The sequence below is a fragment of the Methanococcoides vulcani genome (assembly GCF_900111645.1).
GTDB classification, from domain to species: Archaea; Halobacteriota; Methanosarcinia; order Methanosarcinales; family Methanosarcinaceae; genus Methanococcoides; species Methanococcoides vulcani.
Genome location: NZ_FOHQ01000004.1, coordinates 189,843 through 205,055, shown reverse-complemented (window position 1 = coordinate 205,055; position 15,213 = coordinate 189,843). Strand labels below are relative to the sequence as shown.

The 15,213-nt window shown below is 43.2% G+C and carries 15 protein-coding genes and 1 tRNA gene; 3 read left to right on the top strand and 13 right to left on the bottom strand.

The annotated features are described in order from the left end of the window. Nucleotides 1–10 precede the first annotated feature (10 nt). The 7 genes from BMX02_RS07795 to ftsZ form a co-directional block, all read right to left on the bottom strand. Entirely contained in the window at nucleotides 11–631 is a 621-nt protein-coding gene (locus BMX02_RS07795; protein WP_091690118.1) for a TatD family nuclease-associated radical SAM protein, read from the bottom strand. Then, nucleotides 628–1,002: a gamma-glutamylcyclotransferase family protein gene (locus tag BMX02_RS07790; protein WP_091690117.1), complete on the bottom strand. Its 375-nt coding sequence runs from the start codon at nucleotides 1,000–1,002 to the stop codon at nucleotides 628–630. The genes BMX02_RS07795 and BMX02_RS07790 overlap by 4 nt, the downstream gene beginning before the upstream one ends. Next, nucleotides 999–2,189 carry a geranylgeranyl reductase family protein gene (locus BMX02_RS07785; RefSeq protein WP_091690116.1) on the bottom strand — a complete coding sequence of 397 codons (1,191 nt, stop codon included), beginning with the start codon at nucleotides 2,187–2,189 and terminating at the stop codon, nucleotides 999–1,001. Before BMX02_RS07785 ends, BMX02_RS07790 begins: the two co-directional genes overlap by 4 nt. 252 nt (nucleotides 2,190–2,441) lie before the next feature. Next, nucleotides 2,442–2,636: a TRAM domain-containing RNA chaperone gene (locus BMX02_RS07780; protein ID WP_048194224.1), complete on the bottom strand. Its 195-nt coding sequence runs from the start codon at nucleotides 2,634–2,636 to the stop codon at nucleotides 2,442–2,444. A 212-nt stretch (nucleotides 2,637–2,848) separates the two neighbouring features. Next, the gene (locus tag BMX02_RS07775) at nucleotides 2,849–3,307 is read right to left on the bottom strand and encodes a hypothetical protein (protein WP_091690115.1); all 459 of its coding nucleotides are present in this window, start codon (nucleotides 3,305–3,307) and stop codon (nucleotides 2,849–2,851) included. A gap of 15 nt (nucleotides 3,308–3,322) precedes the next feature. Further along, complete coding sequence (locus BMX02_RS07770; protein ID WP_091690114.1) at nucleotides 3,323–4,789, bottom strand: dihydropteroate synthase-like protein; 1,467 nt, start codon at nucleotides 4,787–4,789, stop codon at nucleotides 3,323–3,325. A 115-nt stretch (nucleotides 4,790–4,904) separates the two neighbouring features. Further along, a complete protein-coding gene (gene ftsZ / locus BMX02_RS07765; protein WP_091690157.1) occupies nucleotides 4,905–6,083 on the bottom strand; it encodes a cell division protein FtsZ in 1,179 nt (392 codons plus the stop codon). Between the two features lie 656 nt (nucleotides 6,084–6,739). Here ftsZ and BMX02_RS07760 point away from each other — a divergent pair. Beyond that, entirely contained in the window at nucleotides 6,740–7,438 is a 699-nt protein-coding gene (locus BMX02_RS07760) for an AIM24 family protein (protein WP_091690113.1), read from the top strand. Nucleotides 7,439–7,492: 54 nt separating this feature from the next. Here BMX02_RS07760 and BMX02_RS07755 read toward each other — a convergent pair whose 3' ends face one another. From BMX02_RS07755 to BMX02_RS07740, 4 genes are all read right to left on the bottom strand, one after another. Then, a complete protein-coding gene (locus tag BMX02_RS07755; RefSeq protein WP_091690112.1) occupies nucleotides 7,493–8,206 on the bottom strand; it encodes a UPF0280 family protein in 714 nt (237 codons plus the stop codon). A gap of 9 nt (nucleotides 8,207–8,215) precedes the next feature. Continuing rightward, entirely contained in the window at nucleotides 8,216–8,602 is a 387-nt protein-coding gene (locus BMX02_RS07750; protein WP_091690111.1) for a 4Fe-4S binding protein, read from the bottom strand. Nucleotides 8,603–8,604: 2 nt separating this feature from the next. Further along, nucleotides 8,605–10,107 carry a homocysteine biosynthesis protein gene (locus tag BMX02_RS07745; RefSeq protein ID WP_091690110.1) on the bottom strand — a complete coding sequence of 501 codons (1,503 nt, stop codon included), beginning with the start codon at nucleotides 10,105–10,107 and terminating at the stop codon, nucleotides 8,605–8,607. Between the two features lie 214 nt (nucleotides 10,108–10,321). Continuing rightward, the gene (locus BMX02_RS07740; RefSeq protein WP_091690109.1) at nucleotides 10,322–11,998 is read right to left on the bottom strand and encodes a sensor histidine kinase; all 1,677 of its coding nucleotides are present in this window, start codon (nucleotides 11,996–11,998) and stop codon (nucleotides 10,322–10,324) included. 387 nt (nucleotides 11,999–12,385) lie between these two features. On the opposite strand from BMX02_RS07740, the gene BMX02_RS07735 reads away from it, so the two are divergent. Next, the gene (locus tag BMX02_RS07735; RefSeq protein ID WP_091690108.1) at nucleotides 12,386–13,108 is read left to right on the top strand and encodes a peptidylprolyl isomerase; all 723 of its coding nucleotides are present in this window, start codon (nucleotides 12,386–12,388) and stop codon (nucleotides 13,106–13,108) included. 90 nt (nucleotides 13,109–13,198) lie between these two features. Next, nucleotides 13,199–13,284, top strand: a tRNA-Ser gene (locus tag BMX02_RS07730). A 422-nt stretch (nucleotides 13,285–13,706) separates the two neighbouring features. On the opposite strand, the gene BMX02_RS12140 is transcribed toward BMX02_RS07730, so the two are convergent. Together BMX02_RS12140 and BMX02_RS07720 are read right to left on the bottom strand one after the other, a co-directional pair. Next, on the bottom strand, nucleotides 13,707–14,468 hold the full coding sequence (locus BMX02_RS12140; protein WP_244624944.1) for a hypothetical protein: 762 nt from the start codon (nucleotides 14,466–14,468) through the stop codon (nucleotides 13,707–13,709). A 1-nt stretch (nucleotide 14,469) separates the two neighbouring features. Continuing rightward, nucleotides 14,470–15,123 (bottom strand): hypothetical protein, encoded by a 654-nt coding sequence (locus tag BMX02_RS07720; protein ID WP_091690107.1) that lies wholly within the window; start codon nucleotides 15,121–15,123, stop codon nucleotides 14,470–14,472. Nucleotides 15,124–15,213 lie beyond the last annotated feature (90 nt).

Below are 15,213 nucleotides of genomic sequence, written 5' to 3'. Positions count from 1 at the left end.
TTTTACTTTCTTACCTTACGTGGAAAACAGCACCGATATCAAGTGCTATCTTTTCACATTTTTTAACATCAATGTCATTGAAACCCACAACGGTCATACGAGTCTGAATTCCCGCTGCAATGGCATCTCTTGTAAAATCCAGCATAGCATTATAGGAACCCTCAAATGCAGGTCTGCAGATCTCATTATATTTGCTCTCGGATTCTGCATTAAGGCTCACAGAAACCTCATCAAGACCTGCTTCTTTCAACTCGGCTACAACGTTCCTTTCAGGGTAAAGCAACTGTGCATGACCATTGGTATCAAGCCTTACCTTTGCCCCACGCCCCTTGAGCCAGCGAGTGACCTCCAGGAGAACATCAAAACGGAGTGTTGCCTCGCCGAACCCGGTAAATACGACCTCCCGGTATTTTCCCAGATCGATCGACCCCAGTTTATCCAATATATCCCCGACAGAGGGTTCTTTTTTGAGGCGCAGGTCGTAACCGTAAACTCCATCTGAGACATCACGTATGCAGAAAACACAACTTGCACTGCATCTGTTGGTTATGTTGAGGTACAGGTTATCATGCCCCTCATAGCAAAGAGTACCAACATTCTCAATATTTCCATCAAATTCGTCTTCTGTCATTTGCAGCCCCTTTTGTTCACATCATTGTTTTCCCAGTTACCGGACTCTATCACAGGATACTTCTTATACGGAACCTCAGGTGAAAGGAAATACATCCCTGCTTTAGAACCATTGTCCAACAATACTTCTTCCCTGAAGAAACACTTTCCTTCAAGATCATCGATGGCATCTAATGTTTCACGATCCACATTAAAAAGTACACCGGTTATCCTTGATGTAGGTTCACTCATCACCACCCCGGGAAAATCCCTCATGTCCAGCATCCGAAATCTCTCCTTTGTACAGTTCTCAGATACAAGAGCAGAATCCCCTAGAAGATGATGGTTACAATATCCACTTTTCAAAGTACCGTAAACAAATAAAAGGCTCATTTTATCCCAAAGTTCATTTTAATGAGACCTTTCCTGACCGCATCAGGTAGCTGACCGCATTGTAATGCCTTCATATGCTCAGGATCGATCATCTTGATCGCTGCAGACATCATTGAATCGGAGCGCATGAGGTTATCCATCAGCTTTCTCACATAGACAGCGGTCTTGATCTCAAGTCCCATCTCTTTTCTCCAGCGCTCGTCATAATCTGTCAGCTTGCATTTGCCTTCAAGAAAATCAACGGCAGTCTGCCCGGCTATCTTGCCGCCAACCATTGCAGTGGATATACCTCCTCCATTGGTAGCTATGATATGGCCAGCAGCATCACCGGCAACAAGCGTATCCTTTGTAGCGGTCACTTTAGGAGCACCGCCAACAGGCACAAGCCCGGAAACAACGGAAATGATAGAACCGCCGGTCAGCTTTTTACTGGCAATTGGGTGCTCATACATGAACCTTTCAAGATAATCCCTTGCAGACATGCCGTTCCTGAACAGGACTTCCCTGATACCTACACCAATATTGGCAGTATCGCCTCCCTGAGAGATCAACCATGCATAACCACCGGGAACATAATCTTTTCCAAAGTACATCTCCACAGCATCCCGGTCAACATCCACACCGCTTATCTCATACTCAAATGCTGTACTTGTGCCCATTGGATCAGGATCACGCACAAGTCCCTTTGCTTTTCCAACGATCGAATTTGGACCATCAGCACCTATGAGAACTTTCCCGTGGATCGTATGTTCACCGAAAACACCATCGACCTTAACAGTAGTACCATTTACCTCAAGGACATTAGTACCTGCCATGAGCTGTGCACCGCATTTGCCTGCCTCTTTTGCAAGGTACTTGTCAAACCTGCGCCTGTCGATCGCATCAGCATCTACTTCAAATTCCTTGGAATTACCATTGGGAGCGATAAAGCGCTGTACACTGCTTGAAGCATGGATACATTCCGAAGGTATGGACTCAAGAGTAAAGGGAAGCTCAGCATTTGGAACAAGCTCCTGCAGAGTATCAAGATGAGGAAGGAAACCACCACATTGGAGTGGTATACCAATATCCTTCTTTTTATCGATGAGAAGTACGGATGCACCTGCCTGTGCTGCATAGGTTGCAGCTGTAGAACCGGCAGGCCCTGCACCGACAATGATCAGATCATATGAGTTTTCAGGCATCATGGGAATGTGTTCTATAAGAGTGATATATTATAAATCTGTTTCAGCGGTTCATACACCGAAGATGTGAGTGAGGAATTGAGGGACTGAACGAACGACTAGGTAAGTAGATAGACAGACACTTAGATCAGACAGTCGGTAGAGTCAAATAGCTGAAAATGACCAATAAATTATAAATAAGCAAGAATGAACAAAAAAAACGTTGTGTAAAGAATAAATTACTCTATCCTTCACAGCAAAAAAGAAGCTGAAAAATTACTCAGCTACTTCACCGAAAGCGAACTTGCGCATTACTTTGGTGACCTTGATGGTCACTTCATCGCCAACGGAGGTGGCAGGTACAAAGATGACAAAACCGCTTACTCTTGCGATGCCGTCTCCTTCCTTTGCAATATCTTCAATTGTTACGTCGTATGTTTCGCCAGCTTCTACTGGAGCAGTTGATTCCATGTTGTTGAACAAATATTTCACATCCTTTTTGTGATGCTTGAAAGGACTAACTAAGCTGAAAAACATAATGGAAAAAGAAGCACATACTTGAGTAAATACCACCTAATACCTTACGTTCGAAGCAAAAAGTTATACTTTAAAGCATTAATTAAATTGCATGGATGGAATATAAGGGTTCTGGTCTAAAAAAGCAATAAAGGAAGGCATCAGCTTTAATAGCCACCGCCCACCTGTAAAAGTTCAAAATCCATCTCATCCGGGACATTTGCCTTGAAAACAAAGACATTACACCTCAGATTCCTCGCCTCTGTAATGGCACGCTTCTGAGTGTCCGTGATCTGACCATCAGAAGTAGCGATACAGAACATCTTCCTGTCATTGTTGCTAACAAGGAAATCAAAGTCCTCTGAATAAGCCCTAAGGAAATCCACAAACGTTTTGAGCTCATCCCATTTGGCACATAGATGAATGTTCTTTGATGCAGAGTTCTCCACATACCAATCCTTGCTCATATAAGGATATGCATTATACTGGTCTTCGAGCTCTTCAAAGCTCTTGTAGATCCGATCCACATCACGCCTGAGACTGATCCATTTCCATCCCTGGTCTGCAAAGTACCTTGCTGCCAGTATTTCAACAATTGCTTCTTTATCGTTAATTTCCAGTTTCATCATAACACCTAAAGATCAAAGATCATCATCCTGCGAATAGCTCCTTCCAAGACGAAGGGCTATTTCAGCTTTTTCAAGTTCACATCCGAGATAAGATGCATGGTCCACCTTTGATATGAGCTTCATCCTCATAATAGTGTCCATTATATCCCTTGCATTCTGCCCCACAATCGTTGCCTCCTCGTGTTGCGCGACGATAACGCCACTACCATCATCTGCAGCTATACCTATCCTGAAAGGGCCTAACGGATCAAGTTCCCATCCGGCAAACTTCTGCGCCAGGACATATTTTTCCGGAACTTCAACATCCGGACGCCTTCGTTTTTCTTTAAGGCATAGAAGATCAATGCCCAGGTCCTTTGGAGAGCTTTCCCTTTCCTTTGCAAGAGTCATCATCTTTGCTGCTGTGCTCAGTTCACTTATAGAACCACGCGTTTTTTCGCTGAACTCAGGCGTGAACAGGATAGATGAACCCACATCTGCAGCAATACCACAAAGGGTTGCGTTCACACCTACAGAATCAGCATCAATAAGTTCAGTTACATTTCCTGCTCCAAAGAACACAGGAACATCAGGATATTCTTCATGGAATCTGGAATATCTTACAATAGATCTTGTTATCCCATGACCTATTGGATCAAGTACAGGATCGGCAATAATATTGCTAATGCCTGCTAACCTGGCGGCTTCGATATTATTTACAAGACTCTCAAATCCTTCCCCTGCATCAGGGATCACAACTGCTGCAACATCAGCGCGAGAAACTTCTGCTGCCACTGCATCAATGTTACTGGAATTCAGGCTCAGCACGAGATCGACACCCTCATCCAGTGCAGCCTTAATTAGCTCCGGCCCCAGTGTATCAATGCTTATAGGAACAGTGGATACTTTACGAGCCACACGTACGGCCCTCTTTACATCCTCAGAAGATGCAGTGAGTGATGCACCAAGATCTATAATGTCAGCACCTTTTTTGATGAACGAAGTGATCCTGTTGGAAAGTGTTTCCTCACCAAGGCCAGTTGCATTCACAACTTCTGCCATCACTTTCATTCTGGAGGCACCACCCAACTTCACATTTTTAAGGTCCATAAGCGGTTCAGCATTTTCCTCGATCCCATCAAGGGTTTCCAGTGCAATATCCCTCCATACATCGGAGAGAAGTTCGCATGCCGGAACCTCCAATGAGAACTCTATCTCGTCAACGAAGCGGAGCACGCTACTAAGGTCGTAAGCATGTTTGGGACCCAGGAAGACCTTGCATCCCAATTCCTTTGCAACAATTGAAAAATCTCCGGAACAAAGACCTGGTACAAAGATCACATCATACTTCTTCTGCTGCTTTTTCAGGGCAGAGAGTAGCCTGTGAGGAGTGAGAAATGCGGCTACTTCAATATCCAGAACAAGAACATCGGCATTATCAACTACAGAGTACCGTACAGTTTTCTCTGCAAGCTTACCGGTTGCGACCAGAATTTCCATGACCTAAGATTAGCTGCATTGTAAAAAAGAATATCTATTGGAAGAAAAGCAGATCAATAAAAAAAGTGGTGGAACAGGACCGGTGATATTCCACACCGATCCATGAAAAAAGAACTTACTGGATTATGTCAATAATGGAACCGCCGTATGATGCCTGTGCACCTATTGGTTCAACTACTGTACGACGTCCCCGTTCGACCCGAGAAAAAGAGGAGGACCTCGATGTGTTTGTGTTTGTGATCTCAACAGCACCCGTGTGGGACTGAGGACCAAGTACCTGTGCAGACTGTACACCGGTCATGATGGCCATAACACGCACCTTACCTTCGTAATCATCCCTGATACGTGCTCCCCAGATGACATTTGCATTTGGCGAAAGCTCATAGGTAAGGGATGCTGCGATCTCTTCTGCCTCCTTCAGGCTGAGATCAGGACCACCTGTGATGTGTACAAGGCTGCCTGTTGCACCTCTGTAGTCAACATCAAGGAGTGGGTGATTGAGTGCTGTACGAACAACATCGTTGCTCTTGTCCTGGTTCTTGCTGTCTCCGACAAGCATGACAGCAACGCCACCGCAGCTCATGATAGCACGGATATCTGCGTAGTCAAGGTTGATGAGAGATGGCTGTGTGATAGTCTCTGTGATTCCCTTTACGGTCTCAGCGATCAGCTGGTCCATAACGGAGAATGCCTGCTCGATAGGCAGGTTTGGAACATAATCAAGAAGCCTGTTGTTGTCAAGAACGATAACAGTGTCAGCTGTCCTGCGGAATTCCTCAAGACCTTCCTCTGCCTTTACAGTACGTGCTCGCTCTACCCTGAAAGGACTGGAGACCATACCTACTACGATAGCGCCCTGTTCCTTTGCGATCTCTGCAACAACAGGTGCTACACCAGTACCGGTTCCTCCACCCATACCAGCTGTTACGAAAACAAGGTCACTTTCCTTGAAGATCTCCTCAAGGGTACCGCGTGCAAGCTCTGCAGCTTTTGCGCCAACTTCAGGATAACCACCAGCACCAAGACCTCTGGTAAGGGTCTTACCAACAAGGATCTTCTTGTCAGCACGGATATGATCCAGATGCTGTTTATCGGTATTAATAGCAATAGTTTCTGCACCTTCAATACCGATATTATACAAACGGTTGATGGTGTTGTTTCCAGCACCGCCACAACCAACTATTGTGATCCGGGGCATTCCGAATCCATCGAACTGGTCATCTGCTGATACTGACTGTCTGTACTCTTTCTCTTTTTCTGTGTGTCTTAATGCTTCTTGTACTATAGACTGCACGTTCATCCCCTCTCTTGGATATTGCATTCTGCTGCAATTTGCGTGTGTTAAACACGCCGACTGTAGTTAGATCAATGTTATGCTCCTTACGATTATATCAGGAGGCTTTACTCTCTCTTGTCCGCAAGCATCCCTGCGGCCGCCCGTGTTGTAAGCGAACGGTTATATTCCGGCAAAAATGAAGTTGTCTATAGTAGCCACTGACCGAGTTACTACTACCGGGAACCCCGATAACATCCTTCACATCACCCTCTCTTGCTGTCAGAAATAAATCTGACATATGAAACAGACCTGAATGACAAACACTTGAACATCTGCCAGACCTATTCCAATATGACTGTCGTCTGAAAATACTATTTATAGATATTAATATATAAGGTTATCGACAATTGTCGCAAAGCACTTGGACATCACTGCAATCGATTTGAATATTTAATACGATTTATAATTCTAATATTGTCGAACTTTTGATATTTAAAGGAAAGAACATACCAATTGCAAATATTGTAAAATAATATACTGAACTTTATTATATAACCTGATCAATAATCATTTGTAACGTTCCAGAAAAGTACTTGCTACCAAACAGAAATCTTGAATAGATAGGAAAAGCAAACCTGGATAAAAGAAGATCTCAGATAATAAGGAATGATAACATGGGAAGATATTCAGTCGATGAATTCATTGAAATGACCGGTCAAAAGGACCTCGGAGAGGGTTTATTTGAGCTTGAAAGAGACAGGATGCTTGAGCTTAACCTTAATGGACGGGTATGGACAAAGCGTGGTTCAATGGTAGCGTATCTTGGTGACGTGAAGTTCACAAGAGAAGGAGTACTCGAACATGGAATTGGAAAAATGCTTAAAAAAGCAGTCACCGGGGAAGGTGTCAGCCTTACAAAAGCAGAAGGCCAGGGAAAAGTTTACCTTGCAGATGAAGGCAAAAAGATCTCCATACTCAAACTTGATAACGACTCTATTTTTGTCAATGGTAATGACCTTCTTGCCTTTGAAGATGGGATTAACTGGGACATCAAGATTATGAAAAAGGTCACCGGAATGCTCGCAGGAGGACTTTTCAACGTCAAACTTGAAGGGACCGGAATGGTAGCGATCACCACACACTATGACCCGCTGACACTTAAGGTGACAAAGAACAGGCCGGTCTTCACTGACCCAAATGCAACAGTTGCATGGTCAGGCAACCTGAAACCGGACCTTAAGACCGACATATCCCTTAAGACACTTGTCGGACGTACAAGCGGAGAAAGTGTACAGATGGCTTTCAAAGGGGAAGGATTTGTTGTAATACAGCCATATGAGGAAATACCTTTCCAGGCAGCACCACCTTCTTAAAAATAAAGAGCAGGAAATAAGTGAAGGTGCAACAATGCGCCTTCCAAATTTGATTTACCCCTTGGTAATGCACTCATATCGCACATCAGCACGACTTATTTTTGGTACATTGCCCCACATTCCCATATATTCCCCCTGAACCACCAGAGCACCATTTATACCGGGAATACCTTTTACAACATCGAAAGCTTCCTCAACAGCACCCCTGCCAATACCCGTAGAATTTGAAAGAGCGGTAGCTGCAGAGTCTGCCAGTGAAACATCATCTGAAAATATGACAGCAGCATCTGCCTGACCAAAACTTATGGATGGACCCACAGTGCCCGAAGAAGTGCAAATCCCGCGAATTTCAGAAGAAGGTTCAATTACAAGTCCAATATCCTTAATGGAAGAAGTTCCTGCATATATGCCAATGATAACCTGCCGGTCATTAATGATCGCAATGTCACCGCCATTATCAACGATCGCAAAAGAGGCACCTGCATCCACCATCGCTTCAACGGCAAGTGTTGAGATTGTACCGGCGACGGCGCTCATGGGACCAATGCCCATAGTATTGCCTGCCTTTACAAGCCTCCTGACGACCTCCGGTGCATCCTCACTGCATTCATAGGGCTCCAGTGTTATCTTAAAATAAGGATCCTGGAGGATATGATCCTCCAGTTCTACCCGATGCAGAGCGATCGCACCCTTTGCTGCATCAATATGAGACTGTTCGTCACCAACGATGGTAACAATGGTCTCCTTGAGCTGGAAATGCTCTTTCATGATCACAGATCACTGCCCAAGGGCTAGGGCGTTATGCGGACACATTTTTAGACAGGTACCACACTGGATACATTTATCAGAATCAACCTCAATGCTCCAGTCATCTGCGAATGAGAATACCTTCACAGGACAGACAGAAATGCAGGCACCACATTCCACGCACTCGTCCTCATCCCGGTGTATAGGAGTGTTAAGTACCACGACCTCAGCACCCCTGTTAACAAGGGCATCACGGATCTTCGCGAGCTGATCGGAAGGTATTTCGGCCACAACTTCGCCGTGGATCGGATCGAAGTGTGCCTGAGAGATGTTCAGTAATGAACCTGTTTCGATAATAGCTTCCGCAAGGATAGGTGTTGTAACGATATCTGCAGCCATATTTATTTTTATCATCATATTTAGTGCCTCCTTGCAAGCAATTTGCTGATATCATCACTTGTGACTATACCCAGAACATGCTTATTAGAATCAACCACCGGAAGTGCCGAAACATTATTGCTATCCAGTTTGAAAGCTGAAATGTCGATAGCTTCATCAGGACTTGTCGTGACAACATTTCGGGTCATTATATCCTTGACAAGATCATGTTCATCTTTTGCCACAGCCTTTGATATATCCCATGCAGTAACAATTCCCACAAGATGATTTCCACTATCTACCACAGGTAAATGGTTGAATTGCTTTTCCATGATGATCTTAGCAGCATCATGGAAACCTGCATCTTCATGGATAGTGGTAACATCGGAGGACATAATATCCACCACAAGTGGATTCACATTGGTCTGTTTCATTGCATTGCATGGTGTTGTCGTAGGAAGACGTTCCACAGGCATGCTTACAAGGAAATCACCGGCCCTGATCCATTCCTTTAGCTCATTGGCTATCTGACGTGATTTCTTGAAACTTGACATTGGAGAGGTTGGAACTTCTTTTCCGTCAATATCTATAGAGCCTGAACGAAGTTCGCCATATGTCACTGTCCTGAGTACCGGGCGGTCCCTGCTGGGAATTCCGTAGTCAAGCAGGTTAGTGACAATATCATCATCTGTTATTGCAGTGGCTTTTGCGAGATCTTCATTGAGAATAGGGATTGGGATACCCATTCCCACATAAAGTGATGTGCCATAGCCTTCGAATGTTGCAGCACGTATATATTCCGAACTCATTTTCTTGAGGTCGCCTTTTAGCATCAGTGTGCCAAAACCTGCTGCAGGGGAGTGCTGTGTTCCTTCGCCCACAATATACCCCTGAGTACCTCCCAGGAAAATACGTGTGCCGGTACCAATAGTCTCATAGTTCGGATCATTGTGCATAGGTGAAAGCACCCCGGCACCGGAGTATGTAACATTCCCATAATGTGGCAATAGGGAACCCATATAAGTGTGCAGAGTATGATTTGTGCTGTTGGTCGCAGCATTATACTTCTGGTAGGAATTACGTGGATTGAGCATGATAGCCTGATTCAGGTCATAGATATTGATGGTCGTGTCAATGACCTTTCTTGGATAGCAGTCGGTTCCCGGAGAAATACCGTGCATATCAATGGAATTACCACGGACCAGATCCTCAATTACATGTGCACCGCCATATTCCATGCCCTTTGACTGGGACTGCTGTGTTGCACCTATGTAAGCATCCACGGCAGCAACACCGGAATATGCTTCTACATCATTAAGCCATAGCTTGCCGATCCTGATAGGAGGTTCCGAGTGACCAAAGTTCAGCCAAACACCTGAGGAACACATGGCACCGAAGGTACCTGTTGTAACAACATCTACCTCTTTAGCAGCACCTTCTGCCCCTAATTCACCTACAATATCCACCATTTCCTCAGCAGTTACAACGTTAACGCTGCCATCACGTATCCTGCCATTGATCTCATGAATTGATTTTTTGACCATATAGATTACCTCTGCATTATATTGAGTAATAATCAATCGTGCATATATTACTTCCGGTAATTTAAAAATTCAGGCAAATTAGCTTCAAGATCAAAAAAGAGAAAGGAAAAAAGATAATTTACAGGCTGGAAGCTGGAAACAAAAAATTAAAATTTAAAATTTAAATCGCAAAAGTCAAAACCTGAAAATTAAAAGAAAAAAGAAAAGGAGGAAATTATTTTGGTAATGTTATGTGTACAGTAGTACCAAAACCTTCCAGGCTCTTCAGCCAGATCTTACCATTATGGACATCAACTATCCTCTTGGATACATGCAGACCCAAACCCGTACCGCCATGGATCCTTGTAAGAGATCCATCCACCTGATAGAAGCTTTCAAAGACCTTATCCACCTTATCCTTGGGAATTCCAATACCATTGTCCTTCACACGGATATGAATCTGATCTGCTTCATCCTGAACGGAAATTGTCACCTCCCCTTCAGACATGAACTTGACCGCATTATCAAGAATATTGTTCAATGCGGTTGTCAGACGTTCCTCATCACCACAGATGTTTGGAATGCTATCAGGAACTTCTTCTTTGAAGACAATATTGTTCGCCCCCATCTGGGCACGTGCAACCTCAATAGAATTGAGGATAAATCTCCTGACTGAAACCGTCGTGAAATTGTATTTGTATTTGCCTTCTTTTTCCATGCTCATGTAAAGCAAGGAATCGATAAGGCTTCTGAGCTTCTCAGCGTTTCTTACAACAGCATCGTTGGCTCTTTTCTGTTCGATGCTCAGTGGACCGAATTTCCCTTCACCCAGAAGTTCACTGAAACCTTTGATCGATATCATAGGAGTCTTCAGTTCGTGGCTGAGGTTTGCAAAGAACTCATTCTTCATTTTATCGACAGATCTGAGATCCTCGTAATCGCCCTGCGTCTTCTCGAACAATTGGGCATTTTCGATGGCAATACCAATATGTTTCCCCACGTGTTCAAGAACTTTTATGTTCTTCTCATTAATTGACTCATCGTCCGATATCTGCAGAAGAACAAAACCAACTACCTTATCCCTGGAATAGAGATAGAAGGTGAGGTTGCTTCTTGTTACAAAGCGGGAATCCTTCCGGACAACCTCTTCTGAGATAATGGCATGCTTTGGAAGGTCTGCAACATTCTTGAACATGTCCTCTTCCTTAGAGTAAGAAATGTTGGATGCAAGATCATCTTCAGGTCCAATATGTGCCCTGAGATTGGCCTCCCGTTTATCGTGATCGATAATATACACGCCACCTGCATCGATATCCAGAAGATCGCCGATCTCCATCAGGATCTCCGAAAGCAGGTCATCGATATCCAATGACTCAGATGCAAGTGTGACTGCAGAGTAAAGTACAGAAATATCACGTTCATTGTTCGCGATTTCCATTTCAGCAAGCTTGCGATTTGTGATGTCAAAAATGATACCATAAAAGTGACTAATACTTTGATCAGCATTCCTTTCGATCAAAGTGCTCTCATATACCCACCGGACATCATCAGACTCTGTCAGAAGCCTGTATTCACAGTTGAACTGTTCTTTTCCTTCAGCAGCAGCTTCATCGATCAGTTTCTGGACATTGTCCCGATCATCCGGATGCAATATATTATGATAAAGCAGAGTTCCTGATACAAAGTCCTCCTCCGTATACCCGAACTTTTCAACATTTTCTGTCACAAATTCTACAGGGCGACCTTCTTGCGCAGACCAGAAAAATATTGCTGCAGGACTCCTGTTAATGATAGACTCCAGCCGAACCCTGGTCTCAGCTGAATGTTTTATTTCTTCAAGAGATTGTTTCAAGATTGATTCCAGATCGACCTTTCCACGAATATCCACAGATGTATCTTGTTCTTCATTCATACGACCTCATCCCATTGGCCAGATTGTAGACTGTATATAATCAATTGTGATACGCATATATAAATATGTATATGTTGGGATTTGTATAATAATAAATATATTCCAAGTGAGTTACGATTGTTAGCAGATTGAGTAATTATTATTATTATAATGATGAGGCCGACACTGGTAATTATAGAGTTAACCAAAAGAACACAGGAAAAATAACGAATTTTTTTCAAAGAGTGTGTTCAGCTAAAACTTAAATCCATTTCTTGAATAGCATCATCCGGAAATTATCCCAAAAACTTATTAAAGGCAAAAGAGTATAGCCAGAAGAAATTCCTTACATAAATCAAACGCTTGGATATTAACTAAATACTTACAAATTTAATCGAGTTGATTATAGTGGCAATAGAAAAAGGAGACGTTATTAAACTGTCATACACCGGAAAGTTCGACGAAGACCAGATCTTTGATACAACCAATGAAGATCTTGCAAAAGAGAACGAGATCTACAACCCACGCGGCATGTACGGTGGCGACGTAGTGATCGTCGGCGCAGGACACACCATTGCAGGTCTTGATGCTGATCTTGCAGGCAAGGAAGTTGGATACAACGGTAACGTTGTTATCGCACCAGAGGATGGTTTTGGCGAACATGACCCTAAACTTGTTGAGAACATTTCCCTTACAAAGTTCAAGGACCAGAAAGCACACCCTGGCATGAACATCGAGATCGACAACAAGAGAGGTACCGTCACAAAGGTCATCGGACGCAGAGTACGTGTTGACTTCAACCACCCACTTGCAGGAAAGGAAGTTACCTACGATTACACCATCAATGAGAAGATCGAAGACGTTACTGAGAAGGTAAAAGGCCTCCTTGCACTCTACACCGGAGTACCAGACCTTGAAGTAGAGGTCAATGACAACAAAGCAGCTATTCAAGTACCTGCAATGCTTTCATTCAACCAGCGCTGGCTCATGGCAAAGGGAAGAGTTGCAAATGAACTTATAGAATATGTCGGTCTTGACGAAGTAAGCTACGTTGAAACCTACCCAGTTGAAACCCCAGCACCTGTCGAAGAAGCAGAAGCTGAGGAAGAGATCACAGAAAGTGAAGAGTAAACCTCTTCACATTCTTTTCTGGAGGCCCGATATCACGATGTCGGAGCAAAAGTATTATACCTGAAAACACTATTTAGGAACCATTCGTTTGCTGAGGTAGCCAAGTGGACTACGGCGCCGGTCTTGAAAACCGGTAGTGCTAACGCGCTGCAGGAGTTCGAATCTCCTCCTCAGCGTCCACATCTTTTTTTGTGATTGTTTCTAGCTCGAATGTAATTGCTTTAGTAGACTGAAGTTGTATTTTGTGATAGCTTGATCACCATAAAACTTTCATAATCTTAAGCAACTGCAATACTAAACACAAGGAGTTCTTCCTCATAGTCATAAATTTCTATCGATAAATAATCAGAGATACTCAATGTTTGCGCATATCGCACTCTTCTTTGCATATTCCACCTCAGGCATCCGCCTATCAGAGCAAGCTCCCTATGAATGCTCCAATCATCGTACCGATGGCAGTACATAAAGCGAATTTCCATTTTATTTCATTGAACATGAAATACGTAATCGGGATAGCGAGAATAAACGTCATTGCTCCCCAGATGAATGGGTGTATATGTGATGTAGGCATAATCTCATCCGGTTATTGTTGCATAGATCAGATCGTATCCAGAAGCTCATCCAGAGAAAGTGATTCACCGATTTGGGTAGCTCTTCCATCATCCGTTAGTGTGAATTTACCCTGTGAAACACCAGTGACCACAAAGTGTTCTGGACCAAAATCCTTGGTAGGCGAGTATGTGTCGTTTGTCAGGTAAAGCAACACCTTTTCTCCGGACGCAAAAGAAGGTTCATCCTCCACATCCATGATGACATAACCATCGCCCCCACCTTGTGTTCTAACGATGACTTCCTTTTCAGACAATGGATTTTTGAGATACTGATCCACACTTACCACTACATCAGTATAGATGAGATCATTCCGTCCCAGATCATAGATATCATCGGTTGGCCTTTCCCCATCGACAGTATTCCATTTGCATGGCAGGATCTCCTTTACCGTACCTATAAGGATCACATCGGACCGATTGCTCATCTCTTCAGGAGTCACATATTCGAGCAAAGCACTGATCCCGACCGTAATTTTACCAGAATTATCACTAACCTGCTCAGCCAATGGTTCAGTGCTTTGCTCGTTCTCTGTGATGGAGCTGGTATTAAGGGTGTCGTCACTGGATTCTGCTATTGATACGTTGCTGTTAGCAGGTACATCATCAGTTCCTTCGATCAGAAGCTCAGCTCCAGCTTCATTCTCATTTTGCTTTGCGATCTCGAGCCCTGCCGATGCTAAGATCATAACACATATCAGCACCCCTGTAAAAATTAGCAGGTATTTCTCCTGCCTACCGATCTTTATCATTTTAATTCACACTCCCCTTTTCATTTTGGTCCGATGTTGGTGTGCCATTGTTCCTGTGAAATTTTATAGCGATCAATACAAAGCAGAATCCAACCATGGAAGCTCCAATAAGAAAGAAAATAAATCCAGCTGTCAGAGCATTTGAAGATGTTACGGGTTCCAAAAAAACGTCTTTTATGATAAAATACAAATCAACAAATGCAAAAATGCTTATAAATCCTGCTAACACGCCCGAAAGGTATCTCGTGTCTGAACATTCCTGAAATGAAAAGAAAAATGGTATTGAAACTGGAGCCAGTAATATTAATGAAATTATGTGAATGAATCCTACAGGCTCAACAGGATCTATTGATGGAGGAGTCACATAAAATAATAATGAGAAACTTGTCAGTATTATTGTAAGCAGTGTTATTAAAAAAGGCATTCCCCAATACCATTGATCAGAGTCTTTCCTGATCTCAGATAAGAAGAAAACTGATCCACTAAATGAAATAGTACCTAATAAAAGTGTTAGTCCCAGCCACAAATATGCACCATCAGATGAAGCAAATCGATCAGACAAACCGGATATTATCAATCCATAAAATAATACCATAAAGAAGAAGATGGCTGAAATGCATACCAACGATAGTTTCAGTTTCTTTGTTTGTTCCATAGCTCTCTTACCCACTTCCGAAAACAATCAAAAAATATTACTGCATAAGATATAATAATTTTGGTTATCTCACTCTTATTTTTTGGTCAT

Bases quoted from the DNA above. Each gene is read 5' to 3' on its own strand.
- BMX02_RS07795 (WP_091690118.1), bottom strand. From the start codon at position 631: ATGACAGAAGACGAATTTGATGGAAATATTGAGAATGTTGGTACTCTT.
- BMX02_RS07790 (WP_091690117.1), bottom strand. From the start codon at position 1,002: ATGAGCCTTTTATTTGTTTACGGTACTTTGAAAAGTGGATATTGTAAC.
- BMX02_RS07785 (WP_091690116.1), bottom strand. From the start codon at position 2,189: ATGATGCCTGAAAACTCATATGATCTGATCATTGTCGGTGCAGGGCCT.
- BMX02_RS07780 (WP_048194224.1), bottom strand. From the start codon at position 2,636: ATGGAATCAACTGCTCCAGTAGAAGCTGGCGAAACATACGACGTAACA.
- BMX02_RS07775 (WP_091690115.1), bottom strand. From the start codon at position 3,307: ATGAAACTGGAAATTAACGATAAAGAAGCAATTGTTGAAATACTGGCA.
- BMX02_RS07770 (WP_091690114.1), bottom strand. From the start codon at position 4,789: ATGGAAATTCTGGTCGCAACCGGTAAGCTTGCAGAGAAAACTGTACGG.
- BMX02_RS07760 (WP_091690113.1), top strand. From the start codon at position 6,740: ATGGGAAGATATTCAGTCGATGAATTCATTGAAATGACCGGTCAAAAG.
- BMX02_RS07755 (WP_091690112.1), bottom strand. From the start codon at position 8,206: ATGAAAGAGCATTTCCAGCTCAAGGAGACCATTGTTACCATCGTTGGT.
- BMX02_RS07750 (WP_091690111.1), bottom strand. From the start codon at position 8,602: ATGATGATAAAAATAAATATGGCTGCAGATATCGTTACAACACCTATC.
- BMX02_RS07745 (WP_091690110.1), bottom strand. From the start codon at position 10,107: ATGGTCAAAAAATCAATTCATGAGATCAATGGCAGGATACGTGATGGC.
- BMX02_RS07740 (WP_091690109.1), bottom strand. From the start codon at position 11,998: ATGAATGAAGAACAAGATACATCTGTGGATATTCGTGGAAAGGTCGAT.
- BMX02_RS12140 (WP_244624944.1), bottom strand. From the start codon at position 14,468: ATGATAAAGATCGGTAGGCAGGAGAAATACCTGCTAATTTTTACAGGG.
- BMX02_RS07720 (WP_091690107.1), bottom strand. From the start codon at position 15,123: ATGGAACAAACAAAGAAACTGAAACTATCGTTGGTATGCATTTCAGCC.